This is a genomic window from Ruegeria sp. AP11 (assembly GCF_056535865.1).
The window spans coordinates 45,441-72,110 of record NZ_JBQFJB010000002.1; the positions used below are offsets into that span (position 1 = coordinate 45,441).

Annotated in this window: 25 protein-coding genes and 1 pseudogene; 3 read left to right on the forward strand and 23 right to left on the reverse strand. The window is 58.2% G+C overall.

What is annotated here, in order from left to right; genetic code table 11:
• The first annotated feature begins 167 nt into the window (after positions 1-167).
• Both ACR3E4_RS18115 and ACR3E4_RS18120 read left to right on the forward strand, forming a co-directional pair.
• Complete coding sequence (locus tag ACR3E4_RS18115) at positions 168-683, forward strand: MmgE/PrpD family protein (RefSeq protein WP_480567263.1); 516 nt, start codon at positions 168-170, stop codon at positions 681-683.
• Positions 684-753: 70 nt separating this feature from the next.
• Positions 754-1,659: a LysR substrate-binding domain-containing protein gene (locus ACR3E4_RS18120; protein WP_480535979.1), complete on the forward strand. Its 906-nt coding sequence runs from the start codon at positions 754-756 to the stop codon at positions 1,657-1,659.
• An 87-nt stretch (positions 1,660-1,746) separates the two neighbouring features.
• Here ACR3E4_RS18120 and ACR3E4_RS18125 read toward each other — a convergent pair whose 3' ends face one another.
• The 16 genes and pseudogenes from ACR3E4_RS18125 to glyA form a co-directional block, all read right to left on the reverse strand.
• Entirely contained in the window at positions 1,747-1,953 is a 207-nt protein-coding gene (locus ACR3E4_RS18125; protein WP_480535978.1) for a hypothetical protein, read from the reverse strand.
• Positions 1,954-2,221: 268 nt separating this feature from the next.
• Positions 2,222-2,398 (reverse strand): hypothetical protein, encoded by a 177-nt coding sequence (locus tag ACR3E4_RS18130; protein WP_480535976.1) that lies wholly within the window; start codon positions 2,396-2,398, stop codon positions 2,222-2,224.
• A gap of 52 nt (positions 2,399-2,450) precedes the next feature.
• Positions 2,451-3,395 carry a substrate-binding domain-containing protein gene (locus ACR3E4_RS18135; RefSeq protein WP_480535974.1) on the reverse strand — a complete coding sequence of 315 codons (945 nt, stop codon included), beginning with the start codon at positions 3,393-3,395 and terminating at the stop codon, positions 2,451-2,453.
• Positions 3,396-3,443: 48 nt separating this feature from the next.
• Positions 3,444-4,451: an ABC transporter permease gene (locus ACR3E4_RS18140; RefSeq protein WP_480535973.1), complete on the reverse strand. Its 1,008-nt coding sequence runs from the start codon at positions 4,449-4,451 to the stop codon at positions 3,444-3,446.
• Positions 4,448-5,110, reverse strand: coding sequence for an ATP-binding cassette domain-containing protein (locus ACR3E4_RS18145; RefSeq protein WP_480567128.1), 663 nt, complete (start codon positions 5,108-5,110; stop codon positions 4,448-4,450). The genes ACR3E4_RS18140 and ACR3E4_RS18145 overlap by 4 nt, the downstream gene beginning before the upstream one ends.
• A gap of 413 nt (positions 5,111-5,523) precedes the next feature.
• Positions 5,524-6,009: pseudogene (locus ACR3E4_RS18150) on the reverse strand (ATP-binding cassette domain-containing protein); the annotation flags it as partial.
• Between the two features lie 5 nt (positions 6,010-6,014).
• Positions 6,015-6,302 (reverse strand): hypothetical protein, encoded by a 288-nt coding sequence (locus ACR3E4_RS18155; protein ID WP_480535970.1) that lies wholly within the window; start codon positions 6,300-6,302, stop codon positions 6,015-6,017.
• Positions 6,303-6,696: 394 nt separating this feature from the next.
• Positions 6,697-7,689 (reverse strand): helix-turn-helix domain-containing protein, encoded by a 993-nt coding sequence (locus ACR3E4_RS18160; protein WP_480535969.1) that lies wholly within the window; start codon positions 7,687-7,689, stop codon positions 6,697-6,699.
• A 93-nt stretch (positions 7,690-7,782) separates the two neighbouring features.
• Complete coding sequence (gcvP, locus tag ACR3E4_RS18165; RefSeq protein ID WP_480567079.1) at positions 7,783-10,638, reverse strand: aminomethyl-transferring glycine dehydrogenase; 2,856 nt, start codon at positions 10,636-10,638, stop codon at positions 7,783-7,785.
• Positions 10,639-10,817: 179 nt separating this feature from the next.
• Positions 10,818-11,183, reverse strand: a complete 366-nt coding sequence (gene gcvH, locus ACR3E4_RS18170; protein ID WP_480536646.1) for a glycine cleavage system protein GcvH — start codon at positions 11,181-11,183, stop codon at positions 10,818-10,820.
• A gap of 18 nt (positions 11,184-11,201) precedes the next feature.
• On the reverse strand, positions 11,202-12,296 hold the full coding sequence (gene gcvT, locus ACR3E4_RS18175; RefSeq protein ID WP_480567129.1) for a glycine cleavage system aminomethyltransferase GcvT: 1,095 nt from the start codon (positions 12,294-12,296) through the stop codon (positions 11,202-11,204).
• Between the two features lie 16 nt (positions 12,297-12,312).
• Entirely contained in the window at positions 12,313-12,735 is a 423-nt protein-coding gene (locus ACR3E4_RS18180) for a universal stress protein (protein ID WP_480536532.1), read from the reverse strand.
• Between the two features lie 76 nt (positions 12,736-12,811).
• Positions 12,812-14,185 (reverse strand): alanine/glycine:cation symporter family protein, encoded by a 1,374-nt coding sequence (locus ACR3E4_RS18185; protein ID WP_480536533.1) that lies wholly within the window; start codon positions 14,183-14,185, stop codon positions 12,812-12,814.
• A gap of 24 nt (positions 14,186-14,209) precedes the next feature.
• A complete protein-coding gene (lipA, locus tag ACR3E4_RS18190) occupies positions 14,210-15,154 on the reverse strand; it encodes a lipoyl synthase (RefSeq protein WP_480536534.1) in 945 nt (314 codons plus the stop codon).
• Positions 15,155-15,168: 14 nt separating this feature from the next.
• Positions 15,169-16,551, reverse strand: coding sequence for a dihydrolipoyl dehydrogenase (gene lpdA, locus ACR3E4_RS18195; protein ID WP_480536536.1), 1,383 nt, complete (start codon positions 16,549-16,551; stop codon positions 15,169-15,171).
• Between the two features lie 12 nt (positions 16,552-16,563).
• On the reverse strand, positions 16,564-17,817 hold the full coding sequence (gene glyA, locus ACR3E4_RS18200; RefSeq protein WP_480536537.1) for a serine hydroxymethyltransferase: 1,254 nt from the start codon (positions 17,815-17,817) through the stop codon (positions 16,564-16,566).
• Positions 17,818-17,964: 147 nt separating this feature from the next.
• Here glyA and ACR3E4_RS18205 point away from each other — a divergent pair, with 147 nt between their 5' ends.
• On the forward strand, positions 17,965-18,567 hold the full coding sequence (locus tag ACR3E4_RS18205) for a helix-turn-helix domain-containing protein (protein WP_480536538.1): 603 nt from the start codon (positions 17,965-17,967) through the stop codon (positions 18,565-18,567).
• A gap of 168 nt (positions 18,568-18,735) precedes the next feature.
• On the opposite strand, the gene ACR3E4_RS18210 is transcribed toward ACR3E4_RS18205, so the two are convergent.
• The 7 genes from ACR3E4_RS18210 to ACR3E4_RS18240 all read right to left on the reverse strand — a co-directional run bounded on the left by ACR3E4_RS18210 (position 18,736) and on the right by ACR3E4_RS18240 (position 26,669).
• Complete coding sequence (locus ACR3E4_RS18210) at positions 18,736-19,545, reverse strand: ATP-binding cassette domain-containing protein (protein ID WP_480567130.1); 810 nt, start codon at positions 19,543-19,545, stop codon at positions 18,736-18,738.
• Positions 19,546-19,553: 8 nt separating this feature from the next.
• Complete coding sequence (locus ACR3E4_RS18215) at positions 19,554-20,552, reverse strand: ABC transporter ATP-binding protein (RefSeq protein ID WP_480536542.1); 999 nt, start codon at positions 20,550-20,552, stop codon at positions 19,554-19,556.
• Positions 20,549-21,679 carry an ABC transporter permease gene (locus tag ACR3E4_RS18220; protein ID WP_480536544.1) on the reverse strand — a complete coding sequence of 377 codons (1,131 nt, stop codon included), beginning with the start codon at positions 21,677-21,679 and terminating at the stop codon, positions 20,549-20,551. Before ACR3E4_RS18220 ends, ACR3E4_RS18215 begins: the two co-directional genes overlap by 4 nt.
• A 4-nt stretch (positions 21,680-21,683) precedes the next feature.
• Positions 21,684-22,688 carry an ABC transporter permease gene (locus ACR3E4_RS18225; protein WP_480536546.1) on the reverse strand — a complete coding sequence of 335 codons (1,005 nt, stop codon included), beginning with the start codon at positions 22,686-22,688 and terminating at the stop codon, positions 21,684-21,686.
• 60 nt (positions 22,689-22,748) lie between these two features.
• Positions 22,749-24,788 carry an ABC transporter substrate-binding protein gene (locus tag ACR3E4_RS18230; RefSeq protein WP_480536547.1) on the reverse strand — a complete coding sequence of 680 codons (2,040 nt, stop codon included), beginning with the start codon at positions 24,786-24,788 and terminating at the stop codon, positions 22,749-22,751.
• 81 nt (positions 24,789-24,869) lie between these two features.
• Complete coding sequence (locus ACR3E4_RS18235; RefSeq protein WP_480536549.1) at positions 24,870-25,655, reverse strand: DeoR/GlpR family DNA-binding transcription regulator; 786 nt, start codon at positions 25,653-25,655, stop codon at positions 24,870-24,872.
• Positions 25,656-25,829: 174 nt separating this feature from the next.
• A complete protein-coding gene (locus ACR3E4_RS18240) occupies positions 25,830-26,669 on the reverse strand; it encodes an EamA family transporter (RefSeq protein ID WP_480536551.1) in 840 nt (279 codons plus the stop codon).
• Position 26,670: the final 1 nt, after the last annotated feature.

Here is a 26,670-nt window from a genome sequence, read left to right on the forward strand (position 1 = left end):
CGTCCGAGGGGTTCACCGGCGCGCCGGCTCTGACCTGTGAAGGCGATGAGGGAGCGGAATATTGGGCCGATCTGGGTTCCGGCTGGCGACTGATCGAGCATACGCATTACAAGGCCTATCCGTGCTGTCGCTGGGCGCACCCGTCGCTCGATTCTGTACACGACATGATGCAGCAGCACGGTTTCACCCATGATCAGGTGGACAGCGTGGACATCCGCACCTTCCACTATGCCACCCGTTTGGCCGGGCATGAGCCGCAGAATCTGGATGAGTTCACCTATGCCATCGCCTTCCCCGTGGCAGCGATGATCGTGCGCGGTCAGGTCGGTGTGTCTGAATTGACAGATGACGCGCTATGCGACCCCGATATCCTGCGCATCAGCCGCGCCACCCGGTTGATTGATGATGCGGAAATGACCCGCATCAGCACCGACAAACGCTGGGCACAGGTATCGATAACCCTGAAAGACGGTCGCCGGATCGAGGATGCCCCCCGCACCCCACGCGGAGACGCTGACATGCCGTTGTCCGATGCGCAGATCACCGACAAATTCCACATGCTGGCCGATCCGGTTCTGGGCTCCAAGCGGGCAGAGGACATTCGCCACCTGTCGGAACAATTCGATCACCTGAACGCATCCGAACTTCAGCACCTGTTCGATCTGTGCACGGCAAGTGTCTGACAGGAAAAGGCTGGGACAAACGGGACATTTACCATACTGTCAGCGCGTTGGACTTTCATCGAGTTTTCAGATGTCACGGAAAATCCCACCCTTTGCCGCCATTCGTGCGTTCGAAGCCGTTGTCCGGCTGGGTCGCAATGTTGAAGCCGCGCAAGAGCTCAACGTTACGGGCTCGGCCATCAGTCATCAGATTAAGTCGCTGGAGGCTTTCGTAGGCACAACGCTATTGCAGCGCGGAACCAACCAACTGGTTGAAGCGACGGATGACGGCAAAGCACTCTATGAGCCGCTGCGTCAGGCATTGGACACGCTTGATGCGGCATTTGCCCAGTACACGGACAAGAACAGCGATCAGTCGGTTTCGGTACACATGTATCAATCACTGGCCAATATGTGGCTGATTCCGAAACTGCCGCAATTGCGAGAAGCTGCCCCAAATGTAACGGTCAATGTCGTCACCATGCCCGAAGAGATCACTCTCAGCGGCAGTGATATAGATATGGCCATCGTATATGCTAACAAACCTCCGCAAGAGGCGCGCTGCATCAAGCTGTTCGATGAGATAATCCAACCGGTCTGCGCGCCGGAATACCTCGCGGCACGCGGATCGGTTCCCCAACCCGAAGAGCTGCTGTCGGAACCTCTGATCCGCAGCCGCCATCATGCAAATGAATGGAACCGATGGTTCTCGGCAGCGGGTCTGAGCGAAACCCCATGGAAACCGATAGCCGACATGGACAATCGTTCGAACGCGTTGCAGGCGGCACAGAGCGGGCTGGGCTGGGCAATGGACCGCCGGCCCTTTGGTGAAGAGGGGCGGCGCAAAGGGCATCTCGTTGCGCCGCTTGATCTGAGCATTCCCACCGGCAATGCCTATTATCTTGTAACCTCGTTTCGCGCGGATGGCTCTCGGGCCGTCAGCCAATTCCGCACATGGTTGCTGCGCATCTGTTCAAGGGAATTTCTGCTTATGTGAAGAATTTGCCGTGGCCGCCCGGGTGTGAACAGGTGGTCTGGAAGCATGAAGCAGAACCCTGCGTTTTCAGTGATGAAGATCTGACCCCTAGCGTTTCCTGCCGGACCTGAACCCCAGCATGGCCCCTGCCAGTGCGACACCTACGGCCAGGATGATCAGCGTCGCCAAGGCGTTCACATCCGGTGACACGGCGATCTTGACCTTCGAGAAGATCAGCATCGGCAGAGTGGTGGCACCAGGCCCCGAAGTGAACGAGGCGATGACAAGATCGTCAAAGGACAGGATGAAAGCCACGATGCCGAGTTTTCAATCTGGTTCGGAATTCGAATGGGCGGCGTATATATCGGACTTTCTTACGAATGGCTGAGAACTGGCGTTCTAACGAAAGAGCGGGTTGATCTTCTGAAACAAGCCCTCCGGATACCCGAATAGCGCAGACAAATCTGTCCCGGATAACGCCCCAAACTGTTTGATCCATCGTAGCTTTAAGCTCAGCGCATGATGTTGTTTCATGGTAAGAACATGACGATCGCTGCGAGAGCACCGGCGAAGAGGCAGGCCTTTAGGCACCTGTTGTATGTGATTGCTCCGACAGCACCATCTTGCCGATGGTCGTTTTCAGCGCGTCCTTCACGTCAACCTCAAGTGGGACGTTGTCGTCCCACGTTTCTGCATCGCTTCTTGCATCACGCCATCCGCCATGGACGTTGGCCGAATGCTTCGAAACTTCTGAATCCATGTCTGGCCCACCCGAAAAGGCGGGCCAGATTGGTCGATATGGGCGCATATCCCTAGTCGTACAAAACAGCCGAAATCTTTGGGTCGTCCATATTCGAGGCGTCGTAGTAGTAGAAACCTGTGTCGATCAGTTCCGGAACCTCTTCACCGTTCAGAGCTGCAACCGCAGCCTTCACGGTCTCGTAACCGATACCCACAGGATTCTGCGTGATCGCACCCGCCATAAGACCACTTTTGATCGCGTCTTTCTGAGCCTTGCCGCTGTCATAGCCAATGATGACCAGCCCCTCGGTGCCCAGTTCCTGTACGCCATTTACAACGCCGATGGCTGAGCCCTCGTTTGTTCCGAAGATCCCGTTCAGATCCGGGTTTGCCGTCAGGATCGCTTTGGTGACTTCGGTCGATTTCAGATGGTCACCCTGGCCATATTGAACCGTGACAACCTCGATGTCCGGATACTTTTCGGCCATGCGATTGACGAAGCCATCACGACGGTCGATGCCGGTACGGCTGGTCTGGTCATGTGCCACAACGGCCACTTTGCCCTTCCCGCCCAGTTTTTCGGCCATCTTGTCCGCGGCCAGACCAGCGGCTGCAAGATTGTCGGTGGTAGCAGTGGAAACCGGAATATCACTGTCAACGCCGCTGTCGAATGCAATGATCGGTATGCCCTTCTCATTCGCCTGTTTCAAAAGCGGGATTGCAGCCTGACTGTCCAAAGCGGCAAAACCGATCGCTTTGGGATTATTGGCCAGGGCAGCGGCCAGCATATCGATCTGGCGGTCCACCATTGTTTCATTGTCCGGGCCTTCGAAACTGATCTTGACATCGAACTCATCGGCCGCCTGTTCCGCACCAGATTTCACCGCTTGCCAGAACTGATGCTGGAAGCCCTTGGAAACCATCGGGATATAAACTTCTTCTGCTACCGCCATCGAGGCGGATCCTGTCAGGGTTGCGGCGCTCAGCGCACCCAGAATGAAACGACGTGAAAACATGTTTTCTCCTCCAGTTGGTCGTTTTGGTCTTTGCTCAAATGAACTTGATCAACCTGCCTTCCTACGTCGTGCCATATCGGCGTAGACGGCCAGGATGATAATTGCGCCGGTCACGACGGTCTGCCATTCCTGTGCTACGGACAAAACGCGCAGGCCGTTGGTCAGCACAGCCATGATCAGCGCGCCGATCAGCGTACCAAGGATGGTGCCGCGCCCGCCGGACAAAGACGTTCCGCCGATCACCACCGCAGCGATTGCTTCCAGTTCGTATCCCAGCCCCAGCGCGGGTTGTGCCGAATTCAATCGCGAGGCGATCAGAATACCGGCGACACCGCAGATTGCTCCGGCCAACGCATAGATGCGCATCTTCCACATGTCGGTGTTCACGCCCGACAAACGTACGGCCTCTTCGTTCGAGCCAAGCGCAAAGGTGTAGCGACCCAGAACTGTACGCCCGAGGATGTACGAAGCGGCAATAGCGACCAGAAACAGGATCAGTACACCGTTCGGGATCGGCAATGCGGGGAATATCTCTCCGATCAGTGACCCGCGCGAGATCTGATCGAACCCGGGCGTATCGTTGAAATAGATCGGGCGCGTACCCGAGATGACCAGCGACAGGCCCTTGAGGATCAACATCATGCCAAGCGTGGCGATAAAGGGCGGGATTTTCATCTTGGCAACGAAAGTGCCCGAGCACAGGCCGCAAAACGCACCGGCGGCAATGGCAGCTATCACGCCCAACAGCAGGGGCATCCCCAGATATGTCAGGACCACGCCGGCGATCACGGCACAGAACGTCATCAATGTTCCAACCGACAGATCGATACCGCCGGTAATAATGACCAAAGTCGCGGCCACTGCCAGCACACCATTGACCGATGTCGCCTGAAGAATGGCGATCATATTGGATGTTTGCATGAAATTGGGTGAAGCGATGGAAAACCCGATCAGCAGCACAATCAAACTGGCGAAAGCCAACAGCTTTTGATACGCGCCGCTATCCGCAAGGCCCGAGAGCGGCTTTTTCTTTTCGATATCCGATACTGTTGTCAATGTGCTGCCCCCGTTACCTGCATCGCCGCTGCCCGTTGCGTGGCCAGATGCATTATGTCTTCCTGAGTGGTGTCTTTGCCGCCGGGCAGAATTCCGGTCAGCCTGCCTTCGCACATCACTGCGATGCGATGACTGAGGCGCATGATCTCAGGCAGCTCAGACGAAATTACGATGATCGTCTTTCCCTGCCCTGCAAGCTCTTCCAGCAATTTATAGATCTCGGATTTGGCGCCCACGTCGATACCGCGGGTGGGTTCGTCAAAAATCAGGATGTCGCAGTCGCGCAAAAGCCATTTGGCAATCACGACCTTTTGCTGGTTGCCGCCCGATAAAAGCCGGACTTCCTGAACGTCCGAAGGTGTTCGGATACCCAGTTGTTTGATGTAGCTTTTAGCAGTCGCGCTGATTTCGCTGTCCTTCAGAACTCCGCCAGAACCGGTGAAGCGATCCATCGATGCCAAGGCGATGTTGTCCCGAACATTCATACCTGTGGCGAGGCCGAAATGCTTACGATCTTCTGAAAGATATCCGATCCCCGCCTTGACCGCATCAGCGGGCGATCTGATCGAGACCGCCTTGCCATGCACCCGAATTTCGCCGCTGTCTCTTGGGTCAGCTCCGAAAATGGCGCGCGCAACCTCGGTTCGTCCTGCACCCATAAGGCCAGCAAATCCGAGAATTTCCCCTTTTTGACCGAGAAGCTGACATCGTGAATTTCGGTGCTGCGGCTAAGCCCGGTAACCTGCAACGATACCTCTGCGTCGCCCAGGCAAGGCACTTCCAGAGGCTCTTCATTAACCTCTCGGCCAACCATCATCGCGATAATCTGGCTGATAGGTGTTTCGGCAGCGCCGATGGTGCCAACATACTCGCCATCCCGCATCACCGTAACACGATCTGAAATTTGCTTGAGCTCGTCCATCTTGTGGCTGATGTAAACGACGCCAACGTCTTCGGCCTTGAGACGACGGATAATGACAAAAAGTTCGGCAATCTCTGCATCATTCAACGCCGCTGTGGGCTCGTCCATGATCAAAACCTTGGATCGAAACGACAAAGCCTTTGCAATTTCGACCATCTGCTGTTTCGCAATGGTCAGGCTCCCGACCAACGCCCTGGGATCTAGGTTCAGGTTCATCGCCGCAAAAATTCTGGCAGTCTGTGCGTTCAGAGCGGCCTCGTCCAGCCGACCAAAGCTCTTGCGGGGTTCGCGCCCGATAAAAATGTTCTGCGCTACGGTCAGATCATTCATCAGGCTTAACTCCTGATGAATGATGCCGATGCCCAGATCCTGAGCCTCTCTTGGCGTTGTCGGGCTGACCTCCCGCCCTTCGATCTTCAGGACCCCACCGTCGCGCTGGTAAATGCCCGACAGGATTTTCATCAACGTACTCTTTCCAGCGCCATTCTCGCCCATAAGTGCGTGAACTTCGCCCGGCTCAAGATCGAACTGCACGGATTTCAATGCGTGTACGCCGGGAAAAAACTTATCAATCCCGGTCATTTCGACCATCTTTGAAATAGTATCTCCCATTTGCCCCTCTCCCCTGGGCCACATGCAGATTACATCACGGCTTCGATCTGCATTGGTGCAAACACTACGCCCCTCAAGGCAAGTTCCTCGTCTTTGGTTTGCTCGATGATCTGATCGTAACGGACGATGGTCTGACCGGCATGGATTTGCGCCAATCCAGACCTGTGAGCGCACGTAACAGGTTCAGACGAAGTTTCCGGAATACGCGCAGGTTGATCATCCGCCTGCCGGCCACGCAGAGCCACGACAATCTTGCCTTGCGGCTCGCGGTGGCGCGCCGCCCCATCCACAACATCTTTGCCGCCTTGTGCTTGCATCACATCACCGCCTGCTTAGCCCATGTTGCTAAGGCGGCGCACCTCTTATGTCAACTAATATGTTAGTATGTTAAATTGTGATTCCTATGCAATCCGCACCCGATGGGTCACCCGCGCGGCTTTGTCAGGTTGTTGAGGGCCGATTACGCTATAGCGCCAGGGCGCTCTGAGTTGGCCCGACCTGTCCCATCTCAAATGACCTCATTTTCCGCGCGCGGTAATTGGCTGTCCCGTCAGGCCCAAACTTACCCAGACCTCACTCAATGCAAAAAAATGGCACAAGATACGGCAGCGGATCTGGCACGGCGACATGAGGTTGCCCAGGGATGGATCGCCTAGCGTGTTGGTGATTTTTGCATAACGCGCTGAAAACACATGATCCGGTTATCAGAAGCTAAACAGGCGCATTTCCGAGATACCGCTGGTTCCTGCTCACTTCCGGTCTGATCTTAAAGTATTTGAAGAAAGCACGCGACATCGCAGAACGAGAGGTAAAGCCAGTCGCGGTAGCAATCTCCGCAAGCGGCATATCAGTGTGTTTCAGCAGGCTATGGGCTCGTTCCAAACGCAGTTCTTTGTATGTGTCCAAAAGCTTGGCACCCGTCTTGGACAGATATCTTCTTTGAAGCTGGCGGGTGGATGCGCCCACCGCCTCGGACAGTTCGGAAATTTTCAAAGGCTCTTCGATATTATCAAGCATGGTCGCCAGCGTGAAAGAGACCAGTTCATCCCCATTCGCTTTTCGAATTAGCCGGTTGGTGATCTGGCTCTCGATTGCCTTTTCTGGCTCTTTGAGGCCAACAAACCTGCACAACGCATCCGCAAGATGTTCTCCGTGATCCATCGAGACAAATTCGGCAAGCAATCGAAGGGCACTGATGCAAGTTATGGCACTATGCAAACGCCCATTGGCCGAAATACATGTTGCCTGTCCACAGCTGACTATTCCATGTTCCCACGCCGCCGTTTCGAAACTTGGGTGAATGGCGGCCACCTTTCGTTCTGAATCGCTGATCTGAGCCAATAGCATCGCAGCACCACCGACAAGGAGTATTCTGGGAGAGAGGTTCATCACCTGTGCAGCCCAGGCCCTTTGTTCACCAATCGGGCACCAACTGCTTTCCCAATCACCCAAGAATATCGCCGTTCGCCCACCCCAGTAGAGTGGCCCCCCGACCTTTTCCTCCGCCAGAACGCGCAAATTGACGACATAGGAATGTGCATCCATCAGCGTGTTCAAAGCGCGATAGAATTCAACAATGATTTCCGCCGAAGCCTTGTCGGCACTGTGCCGAAGAATGATGTCGATGTACCGGGTACGTTCAGCCGCCGCCGCAGAGACCTCAGCCAAGTTTGAATGAACATTCCGCACAACATAATGTTTCATCTGACTCAATCACCTTGGTTCGAACTACAACGGAAACGGAGCTCTCATTGGTTATGGCAAACCCCGCCCTGTGTTGGGCGGGGTTGAGGAGTATTATTCAGCGGCGTCTTCGTATTCTGACATGGGCGGGCATGTGCAGATGAGGTTTCGGTCTCCGTAAGCGTTGTCGACGCGGTTGACGGGGGACCAGTATTTGTCGACGCCCATGGAGCCCGGCGGGAAGCAGGCCTGTTCGCGCGAGTAAGGCCGGTCCCAGTCGCCGACCAGATCGCGCACCGTGTGGGGGGCGTTTTTCAGCGGGTTGTTTTCCGCGTCGATCTTGCCGTCGATGATGTCCTGCGCCTCGGCCCGGATGGACAGCATGGCGTCGCAGAAGCGATCCAGCTCGTCCTTGGGTTCGGATTCCGTGGGTTCCACCATCAGCGTGCCGGCCACCGGCCAGGACATGGTGGGCGCGTGGAAGCCTGAGTCGACCAGACGTTTGGCCACGTCATCGACGCTGACATTGCCTTCATCCGCCAGCGGACGGGTGTCGAGGATGCATTCATGCGCCACACGGCCCGTCTCGGACGTGTAGAGGATCGGATAGGCATCCTTGAGCCGCGCCGCGATATAGTTGGCGTTCAAGATCGCCACTTTGGTCGCCTGGGTCAGACCGGCGCCACCCATCAGCAGCACATAGGCCCAGCTGACCGGCAGGATCGACGGAGACCCAAAGGGCGCCGCCGAGACCGGGCCCACGGCGGTGCCGTATTCCGGGTGGCCGGGCAGGTGCTCCTCCAGATGCGCCTTGACGCCGATCGGACCCATGCCGGGGCCGCCGCCGCCATGCGGGATGCAGAAGGTCTTGTGCAGGTTCAGGTGGCTGACATCGCCGCCGATCTTGCCCGGCTGCGCCAGACCGACCATGGCGTTCATGTTGGCCCCGTCGATATAGACCTGACCGCCGTGGTCATGGGTGATCTGGCAGACCTCCTGCACGGTTTCCTCGAACACGCCATGGGTGGACGGATAGGTGATCATGCAGGCGGCCAGATGATCGCTGTGCTTTTCCGCCTTGGCGCGGAAGTCGTTCAGGTCGATATTGCCGTTCTCATCCGCCTGCACCGGCACAACCTGCCAGCCCACCATCTGCGCCGAGGCCGGGTTGGTGCCATGCGCCGAGGTCGGGATCAGGCAGACATTGCGCTGCCCCTGCCCACGGGCGAAGTGGTAGTTGCGGATGGTCAAGAGGCCCGCATATTCCCCCTGCGCGCCCGAGTTGGGCTGCTGCGAGATCGCGTCATAGCCGGTGATCTGGCACAGCTTGTCGTTCAGATCGTCGATCATTTGGGTGTAGCCCTGCGCCTGATCTTGCGGGCAGAACGGGTGCAGATTGCCGAACTCGGGCCAGGTGACCGGGATCATCTCGATCGTGGCGTTCAGCTTCATGGTGCACGAGCCCAGCGGGATCATCGCCCGGTCCAGCGCCAGATCGCGGTCGGCCAGACGGCGCATATAGCGGGTGATTTCCGCCTCGGCCCGGTTCTTGTGGAAGATCGGGTGGGTCAGGTATTCGCTTTCACGCAGCGCATAATCCGGCAGGCGGTATTGCTTGTTCGAGCTGTCATCCTTGCGATCGATGCCAAAGGCGCCCCAGACCGCCTCGATGGTCTCGGGGCGGGTCTGTTCGTCCAGGCTGATGCCCACTTTCGTGTCGCCCACCTTGCGCAGGTTCACACCGCGCGCCACGGCGGCCTCCATCACCACGTTCTGCAGATGGCCGACCTCGACCGTAATGGTGTCGAAGAACACTTCCGGTTCCACCGCAAAGCCTGCCTCTTCCAGGCCGGCGGCCAGGCGCGAGGTCTTGCGGTGCACCGATTGCGCGATGGCCTTGATGCCGTCGGGGCCGTGGTACACGGCATACATCGAGGCGATGACGGCCAGCAGCGCCTGCGCGGTGCAGACGTTCGAGTTGGCTTTCTCACGCCGGATATGCTGTTCGCGGGTCTGCAGCGCCAGGCGGTAGGCCTTGTTGCCGCGGCTGTCGATGGAAACACCGATGATCCGGCCCGGCATCGAACGCTTCAGCTTGTCGGTGGTCGCCATATAGGCAGCGTGCGGGCCGCCATAGCCCATCGGCACGCCAAAACGCTGGGTCGAGCCGATGGCGATATCCGCGCCCATCTCGCCCGGTGACTTCAGCAGCGCCAGCGACAGGATGTCGGCGGCCACGATGGCAATCGCTTTATGTTCATGCAGCGCCGCGATCTCCTTGGTGAAGTCGCGCACATGGCCGTGGGTGCCGGGATACTGGAAGATGGCGCCAAAGACCGCGCCCGCATCCAGCGTGTCCGGATCGGCCACCTGCACCTCGATGCCCAGAGGCTCGGCGCGGGTTTTAATGACCGCGATGGTCTGCGGGTGGCAGTTCTTGTCGACGAAGAAGGCCGCGTTGTTGGCCTTGGACCGGCCGCCGCGCTTGGCCATCGCCATCGCCTCGGCGGCAGCGGTGGCTTCGTCCAGCAGCGAGGCGTTGGCCACGTCCAGCCCGGTCAGGTCGCTGACCATGGTCTGGAAGTTCAACAGCGCTTCAAGACGGCCCTGAGAGATTTCCGGCTGATACGGCGTATAGGCGGTGTACCAGGCCGGGTTTTCCAGAATGTTGCGCAGGATCGGCGCGGGCGTGGTGGTGCCGTAATAGCCCTGACCGATCAGCGAGGTCAGGACCTTGTTCTTGCTCGCCACCTCTTTCATGTGGAACAGCGCGTCGCGCTCGGTCATCGCCGGACCCCAGTCCAGCGGTTCGGTCTGCCGGATCGCAGGCGGGACGGTGGCGTCGATCAGCTCGTCCAGTGTCCTGAAGCCGATCACCTTGAGCATGTCGCGCATCTCGGTCGGGCTGGGCCCGATATGGCGGCGGTTGGCGAAGTCATAGGCTTCGTAATCGGTCAGTTTGAAGGCCATGTGTTGCGCTCCTCAGGGAATGTCTCGCCCAGCCGCTCTGGCAGATGCCTCCGGCGTGGGGTGAGGGCCGTCTTGGAAGCTGTCCAGTGGACAGCTTCAGGCCCGAACGGGCGGAGCCCCAAATCAGCGGCTCCGAGTGAAAGAAGGGGACGGATCCGCACGGGGATCCGCCGATGCGTTTACCCGATGAAGGCCTTGTAGCCGGCCTCGTCCATCAGGTCTTCGAGCTGCGCGGCATCGCTGATCTTGATCTTGTAGATCCACGCCTCGCCTTCGGGGTCTTCGTTCAGCGCGCCGGGGTTGTCGGCCAGCGCTTCGTTCACTTCGACAATCTCGCCATCGACCGGGGCATAAAGCTCGGACGCGGCCTTGACGGATTCGATCACGCCGATCTCGCCATCCTTCTCGAACTCGTCACCCGCTTCCTGCTGTTCGACGAAGACCACCTCACCCAGCTGCTCGGCGGCGTGTTTGGTGATGCCCAGCGTGGCAATGTCGCCTTCGACGGTCAGCCATTCATGCTCTTCGGAATAATAGGTTGCCATAGTGTTACTCTCCTGACTTCAACGCTTGTAATTCTGTTTGACGAAGGGCAGCGCCACGATCTGTGCCGGTTGCGCCTTGCCCCGGATGATCAGATTGACCTTCTCGCCCGGCTCGCCATGGCCTGCGGACACATAGCCCATCGCCACCGGGCCGCCGACCGTGGGGCCAAAACTGCCCGAGGTGATCTGGCCAATGCTGTTGCCATTGCTGCACTGGATCTCAACGCCCTGACGCGCCGGTGCGCGGCCATCGGGCTGGATGCCCACCAGCTTGCGCGCCGCGCCTTCGGCCAGCTCCTTTTGCACCCGCTCGGCACCCGGAAAGCCGCCCTCTTCCTTGCGGCGTTTCTGAATGGCCCAGCCGAGGCTGGCCTCAATCGGCGAGGTGCTCTGGTCGATGTCATTGCCATAAAGGCACAGCCCCGCCTCCAGCCGCAGGCTGTCGCGCGCGCCCAGACCCGCCGGTTCGCAATCCTCATGCGCCAGGAAGGCCTTCGTGATCTCGATCGCCTTGTCCTCGGGGATCGAGATCTCGTATCCGTCCTCGCCGGTATAGCCCAGTCGCGAGATGCGGCATTCGACGCCCAGGATGTCGGCAACGGTGGTTTCCATGAACTTCAGATCTCGCGCTGCGGGGCAGAGTTCGCCCACCACATTTTCCGCCGCAGGCCCCTGAACCGCCACAAGCGCGCGGTCGAAGATCTCGGTCACCTCGACGCCTTCGAGGTTGTCGCGCATATGCGGAATGTCCTGATGCCGCAGCGCCGCGTTCACCACCACAAAGTAATGATCCCCCGCATTCGACACGATCAAATCATCCATGATCCCGCCTTCGGCATTGGTAAAGAACCCGTACCGCGCCTTGCCCTCTTTCAGCGTCGCATAAGCCTGCGGGCACAGAGCCTCCAGCTTCTCGCCCACATTCTCACCCCGCAGGATCACCTGACCCATATGGCTCACATCAAACACCGCCGCCTTCTCACGGCACTGCTTATGCTCTCCCATAATCCCCAAAGGATACTGAACAGGCATCTCCCAACCCGCAAAATCAACCAACTTTCCACCCAACTCAACATGCAAATCGTAGAGAGGCGTGCGTTTAATATCGGACATAATTCTAACCTTTCGATCAGCGAGACTGGTCACGAACGACTGTGACGGTGCAATGCGCGTTGCGTACGACACGGGCGAGGTTCGGGCCGATCTCATAATTCGGAAAATCGCCTTTAGTCGATGCCATGACGATCAGGTCGAAGCCGTCCTTGTAGGCCAGCTTCAGGATTTCGCGGTAGACACTGCCTTCTTCGATGTGAATTTTCACATCGGAGGCATTGCCATGATCCAGAACGGCCTGCACCGCGCCCCGGACATGTTCCTTGGCACCAGCCCCATAATTGGCGGGCAGGTTCGGCAGCTGGATGATCTCGGGGATGACGGCAACCGCATGCAATTCGGCACCATAGAACTTCGCCTGTTCCAGTGCGAGCGGCAGTGCGTTCTTCCACGAACGGTCGTCGGTGTGATCAATCGGCAGCAGGATTTTCGTGGCCATCACGTCTCTCCTCGAGATATGGAATTCTGTTTCAAAGGCAGGGGGCCGGGATGGCCCCCCGCATGTTCATCCGAGATTATTCGGCAGGTGTGCCGCCCGGCTCTTCGGATTGACCGCCTGAGGCGAAGAACTCTTTCGTCAGTTTGAAGACGATCGGGCTCAGCAATGCGAGGGCGATCAGGTTCGGGATAGCCATCATGGCGTTCAGCGTGTCGGCCAGCAGCCAGATAAAGCCCAGATCTGCAGTTGCGCCAAAATAGATCATCACGATCCACAGAACGCGATAGGGGATCAGCGATTTGACGCCCAGCAGGAACTCGACGCATTTCTCGCCGTAGAAAGACCAGCCAAGGATGGTGGTGAAGGCAAAGATCGACAGAGCGATGGCGATCAGATACCCGCCGATACCCGGCAGCGACAGCTCAAAGGCGTGGCTGGTCAGGGCTGCACCGGATTCACCCGATGTCCACGCACCCGACGAGATGATCGCCAGACCGGTGATCGAGCAAACGATGATGGTGTCGATGAACGTTCCCAACATCGCGATCAGGCCCTGATTGACCGGACCTTTGGTCTCGGCAGCGGCGTGCGCGATCGGAGCGGACCCCAGGCCGGCTTCGTTCGAAAACACACCACGTGCCACACCAAAGCGGATGGCGGCCCAGACGGCTGCGCCCGCGAAACCACCTTCGGCGGCCGACGGAGTAAAGGCATAGGTGAAGACCAGCGAAATAGCGTTACCGATATTGCCGATGTTGATCAGCAGAACCAGCAGACCGGCGATGATATAGGCAACTGCCATGAACGGAACCAGTTTACCGGCAACCGCACCGATGCGGGTGATGCCACCCAGAATAACGGCAGCAGTCAGAACCATCAGGACAACACCGGTGACCGAAGTGTTCAGGCCGAAGTTGGCCTCGAGAACCTGAGCCACACCGTTTGCCTGGACCCCGTTGCCGATGCCAAAGGCTGCAACCGCGCCGAACAGGGCAAAGGCAACGCCCAGCCAGGCCCATTTCGCGCCCAGACCGTTCTTGATGTAGTACATCGGACCGCCGACATAGTTGCCCAGCTCGTCTTTTTCACGGTATTTCACCGCGCAGACAGCTTCGGCATATTTGGTGGCCATGCCCACCAGGGCGGTCATCCACATCCAGAACAAGGCGCCCGGACCGCCCAGGAAGACAGCAGTGGCCACACCGGCGATGTTCCCCGTACCGATGGTCGCCGACAGCGAGGTCATCAGCGCGTTGAACGGGCTGATCTGGCCTTCGCCCTGCCCTTCACGGCCTTTGAACAGCAGGCTGAACCCTGTGCCGATGCGCAGGATCGGCATGAATTTCAAACCGACCTGCAGGAAGAAGCCGACGCCGAGGATGAGAACCAGCATCAGCGGCCCCCATACGACGCCATTGATGGCCCCTACGATTGAATTTAACGCTTCCATGGTTTCCCTCCCAATTGCGTTTGGTTATGCCCCTTTGGCGATGGTCCGCTGGCGGGCCTGCTTCAGGGCGGCAAAGTCTTCGTCCGCATGGAACGACGAACGGGTCAGCGGAGTGGCCGACACGTGCAGAAAGCCCTTGGAACGTGCGATCTGCTCCAGCTGGGCGAACTCTTCGGGCGACCAGAACCGGTCGATCGGATGGTGTTTCGGGGTCGGTTGCAGGTATTGACCGACAGTCAGGAAATCGACATTGGCGGCCCGCAAATCGTCCATGACCTGCCGGACATCGCTCAGGCATTCACCCAAACCGACCATCAGGCCGGATTTGGTGAAGATCTCGGGGTTGGCCCGTTTGGCATCGTCCAGCAACCGCAGCGAGGCATAGTAGCGCGCGCCGGGGCGTACCGTTGGATACAGGTGCGGAACGGTTTCCAGATTGTGGTTGAACACGTCCGGAGCAGCCTCGAACACGATATCGGCCGCTGCGCCCTTGCCCAGAAAGTCGGGTGTCAGCACCTCGACCGTGGTGCCGGGGTTCTGATGACGAACGGCGCGGATGGTCTGGGCAATGTGTTCGGCCCCGCCATCGGACAGATCGTCACGGTCCACCGAAGTGATCACCACATGGCGCAGGCCAAGCTTTTTGACCGCGGCGGCCACGCGTCCGGGTTCGAACACGTCCAGCGCATCCGGGCGACCGGTCGCGACATTGCAGAAGGAACAACCGCGCGTACAGACCTCGCCCATGATCATCATGGTTGCGTGACGCTTGGACCAGCACTCACCAATGTTCGGGCATGCCGCCTCTTCGCAGACCGTTGCCAAATCGTGATCACGCATCAGGCGGCGGGTTTCGTAGTATTCGGCGCTTTCGATCTTTTTCCGGCGAATCCATCTGGGCTTGCGCGGGATGACACTGTCGGCCTTCTTGGCCTTTTCCGGGTGGCGGGGACGAAGCTGGATGGTCATCTTGCTGTCCCCCGTTACGCGTGAATTGCGCGGCCCATGGCGTCGAGACAGGCCTCTTTGACCGCCTCGCCCATGGCCGGGTGTGCATGGCAGGTTGCGGCAACCTCGGCGACGGTTGCGCCTTTGGTCATCGCCAGAACCAGTTCGGCAATCAGGTCGCCGCCATGCGCGCCGCAGATATGCCCGCCCAGGATTTTGCCATCCGCGTCGGCCAGAACCTTGACCGCGCCATCGGTTTCACCGGTCGAACGCGCGCGCGAGTTGGCCATGAAGGCGAACTTGCCAACCGAATATTCGGTTCCTGCCTCTTTCAGCGCCTCTTCGGTCAGACCAACCGAAGCGACCTCGGGGTCGGTGTAAACCACGCCCGGAACCGTGTTGTAGTCCACATGACCACTCTGCCCTGCCAGCATCTCAACGCAGGCCACGCCATCTTCTTCGGCCTTATGAGCCAACATCGGACCGGAGATACAGTCCCCGATCGCGTAGATGCCGGGAACCGAAGTGCGGAAGCCGCCGTCCACCTGAACAAAACCGCGCGGGTCAAGGGTTATTCCCAGTTCTTCCAGCCCCAACCCGCGCGTTACAGGTCGACGCCCAACGGCAATGAGAACCTTGTCCGCCTCGATCACCTCTTCCTTGTCTTTGCCGACACGATCCAGAGTGAGTGTCAATCCGGACTCAGTCTTTTCGATGGTCTTCAGCGCGCGACCCAGCTGAAACTTCAACCCCCGCTTGGCAAGCGCGCGCTGAGCAAGCTTTGCAATCTCGCCATCGATCCCGGGCAGCACACGGTCCAGATATTCAACAACGGTGACTTTCGCGCCGAGCCGCGCCCAAACCTGACCAAGCTCCAGCCCGATCACACCCGCACCCACAACAACCAGATGGTCCGGCACTGTGTCCATCGCCAGTGCGCCGGTCGAACTCAGAACATTCTGTTCGTCAATCTCGATCCCGGGCAGCGATGTCGGCTCCGATCCGGTTGCAATCAGGATGTTCTTGGCCTCATAGACATCATCGCCCACTTTGACCTGCCCATCCGCAGGAATGCTGGCCCAGCCTTCAATCAGCTCTACGCCGTTTTTCTTGAACAGAAACCCAATACCCTTGGTCAGATCGCCGACGATCTTGTCCTTGCGCCCCATCATGGCGTTCAGATCGATGCTGGCCCCCTCAACCGCAATGCCATGGGAGGAGAGATGAGCAAGTTCGGCATATTTGGCCGAGGAGGTCAGCAACGCTTTGGAGGGAATGCACCCCACATTCAGACAGGTCCCGCCAAGCGTCCCGCGCCCTTCCACACAGGCCACTTTCAGACCCAGTTGCGCCGCCCGGATCGCAGCAACATAACCGCCGGGGCCGCCCCCGATGACGATGAGGTCATAGATGCTCATTGGGTCAATCCCTCAGTAGATCGGGTGGCTGGCGCACAAGGCGCGGACTTTGTCACGGGTCTGGGCTTCGACAGTCTGGTCACCGTCCGGCGACTGACACAGTGCGTCCAGAACATCGCCGATCAGATGGCCGATCTGTCTGAACTCATCCGGACCAAACCCGCGGCTGCAGCCGGCGGCCGTGCCCAGCCGGATACCGCTGGTGACCGTCGGTTTTTGCGGATCACCCGGTACGCTGTTCTTGTTACAGGTGAACCCGGCCCGCTCGAGCGCCGCTTCGGCGTCTTTACCGGTGACACCCAGTGGTCTCAGGTCAACCAGCATCAGGTGGTTTTCGGTACCGCCCGAAACGATGTCACATCCCCGCGCCATCATGACATTTGCCAAGGCGGTCGCGCTATCGACAACGCGCTGCATGTATTCTTTGAATTCCGGCTTTAGCGCCTCGCCAAATGCGACGGCTTTACCGGCAATCACGTGCATCAACGGACCGCCCTGCAAGCCGGGGAACACAGCCGAGTTGATTTTTTTAGCCAGTGCCTCGTCATTCGTCAGGATGATCCCACCGCGTGGGCCGCGCAGAGTCTTGTGCGTTGTCGAAGTGACAATATGAGCGTGGCCAATTGGCGTAGGATGCAGCCCGGTAGCAACCAGGCCCGCGATATGGGCCATATCGGCCAGCAGCCAGGCGCCGACCTCATCGGCAATCGCACGAAACCGGGCGAAATCGATCTTTTGCGAATAGGCCGACGCGCCTGCAATAATCAGCTTGGGCTTTTCTGCCTTGGCGAGCGTTTCGACCTGATCGTAGTCGATCAGCCCCGTCGCGGTCAGACCATACTGAATCGGACGGAACCATTTCCCGGATTGAGCTGGCTTGGCACCATGGGTCAGATGACCACCTGCATCAAGCGACATGCCAAGGATGGTGTCGCCCGGGCTGAGCAGCGCCAGCTTGACGGCCCCGTTTGCCTGTGCACCGGAATGGGGCTGAACATTTGCATACGCGCAGCCGAACAGTTTCTTGAGTCGTTCGATCGCCTCGACCTCGACCTCGTCCACGTATTCACAGCCGCCATAGTACCGGCGACCGGGATAACCCTCGGCATACTTGTTCGTCAGAACGGAACCCTGTGCTTCGATCACAGCCCGCGAGACAATATTTTCAGACGCAATGAGCTCAATTTGCTCGGCCTGACGTTCGCCCTCTCGCGCAATTGATGCGGCGATAATCGGATCAGCGTCTTTAAGCGGTTTCGCAAACATGGTTCCCTCCTGGATACCCGAATCCCAAGTACGAAATTTTGTTTCCTATAGTGGAATTATATCTCCATTGGCAACATAAATCTCTTCGTTGTGAAGTTGTGTAAGCACGGGGAAATCGTTAACCTGCGGAAAATCTGGGAGAATTCGATGGTCGAAGACAGTCCGAACGAAGCCGTCGGGCCGGCGGAACAGGACGAAGGTGCCGCGTTGGGGCGCTCAATCCGGGACGCGCGCCGTGCAAAAGGATGGACTTTGGAGGAAGCGGGACGCGCTGCGGGAATCGGCCGCTCGACCCTTTCCAAGATCGAAAACAACCAGACACGTCCGAGTTTCGACATCGTACGAAGGCTGACTCAGGCACTGGATATGAGCACCCCGCAACTTTTCCTGCAATCAGGTCAGAGCGGCATTTCAGGACGGCGCGATTTCACTCCGCTGGGTGGCGGCGAATTCCGCGACACCCCCACATACCTGCACGAATTGCTTTGCCCGGAGTTAACCAGCAAACGAATGCTGCCCTATATTGCGACTATCAAAGCCCGCGATGTATCCGAATTCGAGAACTGGATTCGCCACACCGGCGAAGAGTTCATGTATGTTATCAGCGGTGAGCTGATCTTTGTCTCAGAACACTATCGACCTTTGCCGATGAAGGCCGGGGATTCCCTTTACTACGATAGCGGCATGGGACATGGCTGTATCTCGACCAGCGAAGAAGATGCCCGGGTTTTGTGGGTCTCGTTGGAGTAGACTTGCGAAGGCTGTCTCAGGCACTCTGTGGCATTGACGATATGAGATCCGAGGTTTTGGGACCGAAAAACGCTTGTTTCTTAGGCTCTTGCAAATGGCGTCAGGCCGCCATCATACTTCGGGGATATCGCGCGCTCGCGATCTCCCTTTGAAATTGCGGGCGCCCCTTCACGCGTGCATTCGGTGATCCGGGTCCAGCGACGGGATCGCGTCAAGCAATCGCTTGGTGTAATCCTGCTTTGGCGCGGCGAACAGCTCGCGCGTTGGCGCGCTTTCGACGATTTTGCCGTGATACATCACAACGACGAAATCACAGGTATGGGCCACCACAGACAGATCGTGGCTGATGAACATAAAGGTCAGACCCATGTCGCGCTGCAGAGATTTCAGCAGGTTCAGGATATCGGCCTGAATCGACACATCCAGCGCCGCCACACATTCATCTGCAACCACGAAACGCGGGCTGCAGGCCAGGGCCCGCGCGATTGAAATCCGCTGACGCTGCCCGCCCGAGAAAGCGTGCGGATAGCGGCGCAGATGCTCCAGGTTCAGACGGCACTTGGCCGCAATATCGCGCACTCGCGCATCCGTTTCATCGCGCGACCCGGTCAGGCCCATGACCTCCAGCGGTTCGGCAATGATGTCGCGCACGGTCATTCGCGGGCTCAGCGCCGCATACGGATCCTGAAAAATCAGCTGGGCGCGGCGGCGATAGTCCTTGAGGTCAGTGGCTGACATCTTGGTCAGATCGAACTGCGCCTCTCCGTCATCGTAACGGGCGCTGCCGCTGGTGACGGGCACCGCATTTAGCAGCGCGCGGCCAAGCGTGGTCTTGCCCGAGCCGGATTCGCCAACAACGCCCACAAAGGCACCCTGCGGAATCTCGATCGAGACATTGTCGACCGCCTTCAGCGTGCGCTTATTGAAAAGTCCGCCCCCGATGGGAAACTCGACCGACAGGTTTTCAGTTTTGATCAATGCGTTTGTCATGGCTGGCCGGGGATATCTTCGGGGAAAATGGCTGCGAAATGGCCGGGGCTGACCTCGGTCAGGGGCGGGCGTTCCGTCTCGTACCGCGATCCGGGTTTCAGTTCCGGATTGCGCGGATGGAACACGCAACCTGAGGGGCGTTCAAGCGGCGACGGGATATCGCCGGGGATCGGCGTCAGCGGCGCATCCAGATCGTCAAGTTTGGGAAGCGCGTTCAGCAGACCCCGCGTATAGGCGTGTGCAGGGTGGCGGATCACGTCGCGCACTGGTCCGCTTTCCAGGATCCGGCCCAGATACATTACGGCCACCCGATCGGCGGTCTGGGCAACAACGCTCAGGTCATGGGTGATAAACACGATGCCCATGCCAAACTCGGCCACCAGATCCTTCATCAGATCCAGAACCTGAGCCTGGATGGTCACGTCCAGCGCCGTTGTCGGCTCATCCGCGATCAGCAGTTTGGGCTTGGTCGAAAGCGCCATGGCGATCATCGCCCGCTGACGCATCCCGCCCGACAGCTCGAACGCGTATTGGTTGAACCGGGCCGCAGGTTCAAGGATGCCGACCCGATCCAGCATTTCGATGGACAGTTCTTTGGCCTGCTTCTTGCTCAGATCCGTGTGGATCAGCAGCTGTTCGACCATCTGCTTGCCGATGGTAATCGCGGGGGCAAAGCTGGCCATCGGTTCCTGAAAGATCATGCTGATCGCCCCGCCACGCACGATCTCCATGTCGCGGGGCCGTTTCAGCGCCATCACATCAACCGGACCGTTGTCCAGATGCAGATCGATCCGGCTTTCGGGCGCATAGATCGCGTTGGATGGGTTCAGCTTCATCAGCGACTTTGCCGTCACCGATTTGCCCGATCCGCTTTCGCCGACCAGCCCCATCACCTCGCCCGGGGCAAGCGAGAACGAAACATCATCGACCGCCGTGATCAGCCCCTCATCGGTTTTGAACTGGACGGACAGGTTTTCGACATCGATCAGGCTCATTTGCGGGCCTCCGAATAGGGGTCGGCCGCATCGCGCAGACCATCGCCGACGAACACGAACGACATCACCAGCACGACGAAGAAGATGACCGGGATGAAGTACCATTGGTAGTTCAGCAGAACATCCGCCTTGGTCACATTCTGCAGCATCACACCCAGCGAGTTGACCGGATCTTTCAGCCCCAGCCCGATAAAGCTGAGCGCGGTCTCGCTGAGGACCATATAGGGGAACGAGATCACCAGATCGACGATGATATAGCTGGTGAAGCTGGGCAACAGATGACGTCGGATGATGTGGCCCGGCGATGCACCGCACAGTTTCGCGGCAAGCACGTATTCCTGATTGCGTTCCGTCAGCAGATGGGTGCGCACCCGCCGCGCCAGCGTCGGCCAGCCAACCAGTCCCAATATGGCGGTTATCACAAAGAACCGTGTTTCAGCCGACCATTCCGGCGGGATGAAGGCGGCAATCGCCATGAACAGAGGGATGGCCGGAACCGTTCGGATCGCATCGGTGATCATCTGGATCACGCTGTCCACCATGCCGCCATAATACCCGGCAACCCCGCCAATCGCGAGCGCCAGAACGAATGAGATCATCACCCCAAGCGTTCCGACCTGCAGCGACGTCCACACCGCGTGCAGCGTCCGGCTGAAGATATCCTTGCCGGCACTGTCTGTTCCGAACAGATGAACATAGCCCTTATCGACGCCAAACAGGTGGATGTCACCGGGTATGAAGCCGAACAGCTTGTATTTGTCGCCCCTTACAAAGAACTGGATATACCGGCGTTCGTCCTCGTTCACCTTCTCGACCCAGCGGAAATTGGTCGCCAACGAGCGTTCGCGGGTCACCCCATGCAGGAACGGGCGGATCGAACAGCCATTGCTGTCGCAGAATTTCGGGATTTGCGGGGCGCCGTTCAGATAATCTTTGTCCCGTCCTGCGGCAGTCGGATCGTAGGGGGACAGGAACGGGGCGAAAATGCCCGACAGGATCAGCACCACCAGAACCGAGGCAGCAATCATTGCCGCCCGCTGTTTCTTGAAGCGCGCCCAGATCAGTTGACGCTGCGAGGCGGTGAAATAGGCTTCTTTTGCCTTTTGGTTGTCGATTGTCGCAGTCATCTGGTCACCTGAGGATACTTTTGCGCACGCGCGGATCGATCACCGCAAGCAGAATGTCGGTGAAGAAATTCAACGTCACGATGGATGCCGTCAGCAGGAAGATAATGGCCCCCGCAAGTTGCTGGTCATTGGACCGCGCCAAGGCTTCAAGCAGCAGCGCCCCGGCTTCGGTCAATGTCAGGATCAGCGCCACGATGGGCAGTTCGTTGAAAATCCGGTTCAGGTCAAAGCCAAGGCTATTGACGATGGGCCCCAGCGCATGGCGGGCCGGATAGCGCCACAGCAGGCGGCGGCCATAGATGCCCCGCGCGGCAGCGGCCGTCACATACAGCTTGCCGATCTCGTCCGACATCAACGCGCGCACGGTCTGCAGCGCAAAAGCGGTGGCCGACCAGCCCAGGATGAAAACCGGCAGCCAAGCGTGTTTCAGCAGGTCCACGAACTTGCCCCACGACCAGGGGGCCTCTTTGTATTCGGGTGAGAACAGCCCCGTCAGCGTCTCGCCGAAGTAAACGGTCGATACCAGCATCACCATCAGGGCGAGCAGGAAGTTCGGCATCGCCAGACCCAGATAGCTGACGATCCGCAGTGAGTTGTTCAGTGCCGCGCTGCGCGAGGCGGCGGAAATGATGCCCACAGGGATGGCAATGGCATAAGCCAGCGTCAAAGCACCAAGGCAGATCCACAGCGACAGCCAGAATTTGTCGCCCAGCAATTGCGCGATATTCACTCGTAGAATGCAGCTTTCGCCGAAATCGCCGCGAAACGCCCCCGACAGCCACGTGGCCCATCGGGTCAGGAACGGTTGGTCCAACCCCAGCCGGGCACGTTCGGCTGCAACATCTGCGACGGTGATCGCGGAGCCTTGAGTGTTCTTATACGCCAAATAGCGCTCGGCACAGTCGCCGGGCACCAGCTCCATCAGCGAAAAAACGATCAGTGATACGATGACCAGAGTGACCAGCGCCATAACCGCCCGGGTGGCGGCAAATCTGCAGAATTGCAACATATCTGTCCCCGCGGGATGCGCGAAGGCGGGCGCGAGCGCCCACCTTCTTATTTCTAAACCTTACTCGCTCAACCACCATTGCGCGGGACGGTACGGATAGGTCCGATAGAACTCGTAAGACTGCGTTTTGAACTCGGTGAAGTTCTGCAGGTTATTCGAGTGATAGATCGGCGCGGGCGCGTTGACGGTACCCAGGAACAGCAGCTCGCCGGTCATGATCTCGACCATCTTCTGCGCAGCTGCCACCGAAGCATCCGAACCCGGCGCGCTGGACTGATAGGTATCCAGAGCAGTCTTCAACTCGGCAACCCACGCAGGCGGTTCAACACCATTTTCGCCATTCGAAGAGATGTATTCGGCCCACAGCATACCTGTGCGGACGTCGAAATACCCATCGAACGGAGGCACCCAGATTTCGCTATCGCCAAGGATCGAACCGACGGGCTGACTTTTCAGCCACAGGCCCAGATCAAGCGAGTTCGCCGTTTGCGCAGCGCGGAACTCGTCCGAGGTAACCTCTTTGATCGCGGTGTTGACGCCAACGTCTTTCCAGTTCTGCGCAATCAGCTCCACCAGTTGCGCCGAAGCAGGCTGGGTCGAGAACTGCCAGTCCAGAACAAACGGATCACCGTTCGGCAGATCGCGGAAACCGTCCCCATCCTTGTCGACCAAACCGATTTCGTCCAGCAACGCATTGGCGCGGTCAGTATCGAATTCGATCTCGTGGTTGGCCCATTTTTCATCGACGAAATCCGGGCGCGGCGAGAAGCCGATATACTGTGTCGGCGTACCCAGACCAAAGGCTGTCACTTCGTTCAGTTGGTTGCGATCCATCGCCACGGACATCGCGGTTCTAAACCGGATGTCATTAAAGATCGCCCGTTTCGCTTCGTCTTCAGCGGTCACGTTGAATGTCAGAACAGGATAACCGATCGAAGGTTTCACCTCGACCGTATAGTTGCCGTTCTCCTGACCTTCGAGAAGAACCGGAGCGGATGTCAGGTTCACACCCTGCGACTTGTAGTCGACTTCGCCATTCAGCAGTTTGAGCGTGCGGACTTCCTCATCCGGAACATAGGTTTCGTCCATCTCAGAGATGTAGGGCAGTTGGTTACCCTGCGTATCGACCTGGAAGAAATAGGGGTTGGCCACATAGTGGCGACCCTCGGTGCTTTCCTTTACCAGAATATGGCTTTCCAGCGTCGGCATGGTATCGGTCGGAAGACCTGCCAGCTTGTCACCGGCTGTCAGCATTGGTGACGGCGTGTCCATCCAGTCCGAGTTGCCATAATAAGCCTTGATCAGCTCATACCCGTTTTCATAGCCAAGCGCCTGCGCGTTGGCATCGGCGTTCTCGTCAAGCGCGGGGTGGAACTTTTCGAAGAAATGCCTGGGCTGGTAAGGCTGCACATAGGTGAACGAGAATGTCTCGGTCAGACCCGGTTTGGGCGCAGCAAGCGTGAAACGGACGGTGGTGTCGTCCAGCGCCTCAACCTTCATGGGCTCGCCGCCCGCCAGCGCATAATCTTTCGCCTCGGCGATGACATTGGTGTCCATCATCAGGTTGTCGTACCAGAACACAACATCCGCTGAGGTGAAGGGCGCCCCATCCGACCATTTGTGACCTTCTCGAAGGCTCACGGTCAGCTCGGTGAAATCATCATTCCATTCCCAGGATTTGGCCACATTGGGCACCAGGGTCTGAAGGTCGTCCGAGTACCGGAACAGGTTTACGTGGCGCACAGACAGAAAGTCCGACGTCCCGCTTTCGGTCGCGTTGGACAGCGCGTCCAGCACACCGCCATACTGACCGACCGAGTCATAGGGCACGATCACCAGAGGATCCGCCGGCAGGCGATCCGCCACCGCAGGCAGATCACCGTTGCCGCGGATCATGCCGTTCAGATCACTAATGGCCGGGTTTTCGGCAAAGCTGAGCGTACAGTTTGCAGCCGACTGAAACTCGGACAGATCAAATTGCTGAGGATATGCACCGGCAGATACCCCTTGCATGTCCGCAACGGTTGCCGCTGGGCAATTCGCCCAGGCCGCGCTTCCAATTGTGGCAAAGGCCACACCTGACATAAGAAACTTTTTCATGTTCTCTCCCTAAGTTTCGTTCACTTTGTTTTGCGTAGCGGGTCAGCTGCCGTTTCTGTGTCGGCCTTGTGACCGTGGTCTTTAGTTTTTATCCGCGACATGCACGTTCACTCCGGCATCCTTGAGAACCGGCGTAAACGCGTCCGGTGGGACAATATCGGTCACCAGATCAGTGACCTTGTCGAATGGGCAGGATACGTTGGCTGCCTTCGCGCCAAATTTGGTGTGATCCGCTGCAACGATCATGCGATGGGTGTGTCCGTGCAGCGCGCGGGTCAGTTCCGCCTCAAGCGGGTTGGACGCCAGTACACCGCCCACCAGCGACAATGCATCCGCGCCACAGATAACCGCATCATAGCTGTACTGACGCGCCAGCTCCTCGGCTGGGCGACCAAAACTGCCGCGCTCAGACCGGATTACTTCGCCGCCTGCCAGCACAGCCCGTGTTCCATTGTGGTCAGCCAAAGAGGCAACCACCGACAAGGAATTGCTGACAACCGTCAACCCGCGCAATTCGCGCAGTTGCTCTGCCACATGCGTCATCGTCGATCCGACGGTGATGAACAGCACCATTTCATCTTCAAGCAACCCGCAGACCCGCTTGGCGATATTGGTTTTCTCATCAGCGTTGTGTTCCAGCGCACCTGAGAACATGGGCGTGTCTTGCGCGCGTGACAGATAAGTACCGCCGTGCACACGCTCGACTTTGTTTGCCCGTGCCAGAGCCTTGACCAGACGTCGAACAGTTTCCTCCGAGACGTCCATGATTTGCGCAATCTGAGTATTGCGTGCTGATCCACCCAGCCGCGCCAATACATCCAGAAGCTCTCGCCCACGATGCGGGATGGTTACGCTGTCATCATCCATGTTCAAACTCGGTCACAATTCCGCGCAAAAATCCACAATAAATGTAAATATTTTGCGATAAATTTGGTTTTTTGCCGCTTTTGGTCAGATTTATACAAAATATCTGCTCTGCTTGAGGTGCGGCGGGTGAAGTCCGGGCTATGTGCAAGAATCATCCGCAACTCCGACCCGTGATCATGACGACAGAGCGATCATCGTCACCCCTGCCGCCATCATCACCGCAGCCAGAAGCCGGCGAATGGGATTGCCTTCCCCCAACAACAGGAACCCAATCAGGGCTGCGAAGATCACAGAGGTTTCGCGCAAAGCCGAAACAACGCCCAGCGGTGCGAAATTCTTGGCGTAAAGCACCAGACCATATGCCGTCATCGACACCATTCCGCCCACCAGCCCTATCACCCAGGTTCGCAATGGCAAATCCAGCAACAAGGTGCCCCGGCGTATTGCTACAAATCCGACAAGAAAGATGTGGAGCACCGAATGCCATGCCCAATAGCTCAGGATGTTCCCCGACACCCGTACACCCAGTCCATCAACAAGCGAATAGATCGAGATGCAGAAACCCGTCCCCAAAGCAAAAACAAGCGATGCCCTGCCAACGCCCTGCCTCAGGACCGACCAACTTGACACCTGAATGCCCGTGGCAATCACGGCAATCCCCATCCAGGCCTGCATCGGCAGATGCTCGCCCGCAAAGATCACCGCCCAAAGCGCAACAAGTGCTGGCACAACACCGCGCGCAATCGGATAGACCACGCTCAGATCACCGTGCCGATACGCTTGGTTAAGCATGTAGAAATAGCCGAAATGCACAACCGTCGAGCCTGCCAGATACGGCAGGCTCTCGATATCAGGCAGCGGCAAAACCGCTACCATCAGCGCCCCCGGAATCACATGCCCCAGCGCTACCAACCCCAGAGCGACTGTCCGGTCAGTGGCCGTTTTGACGACAGTATTCCAGATCGCATGCAGCAGAGCTGCGGTCAGAATTATGAGAACGATGCCAATGCTCACG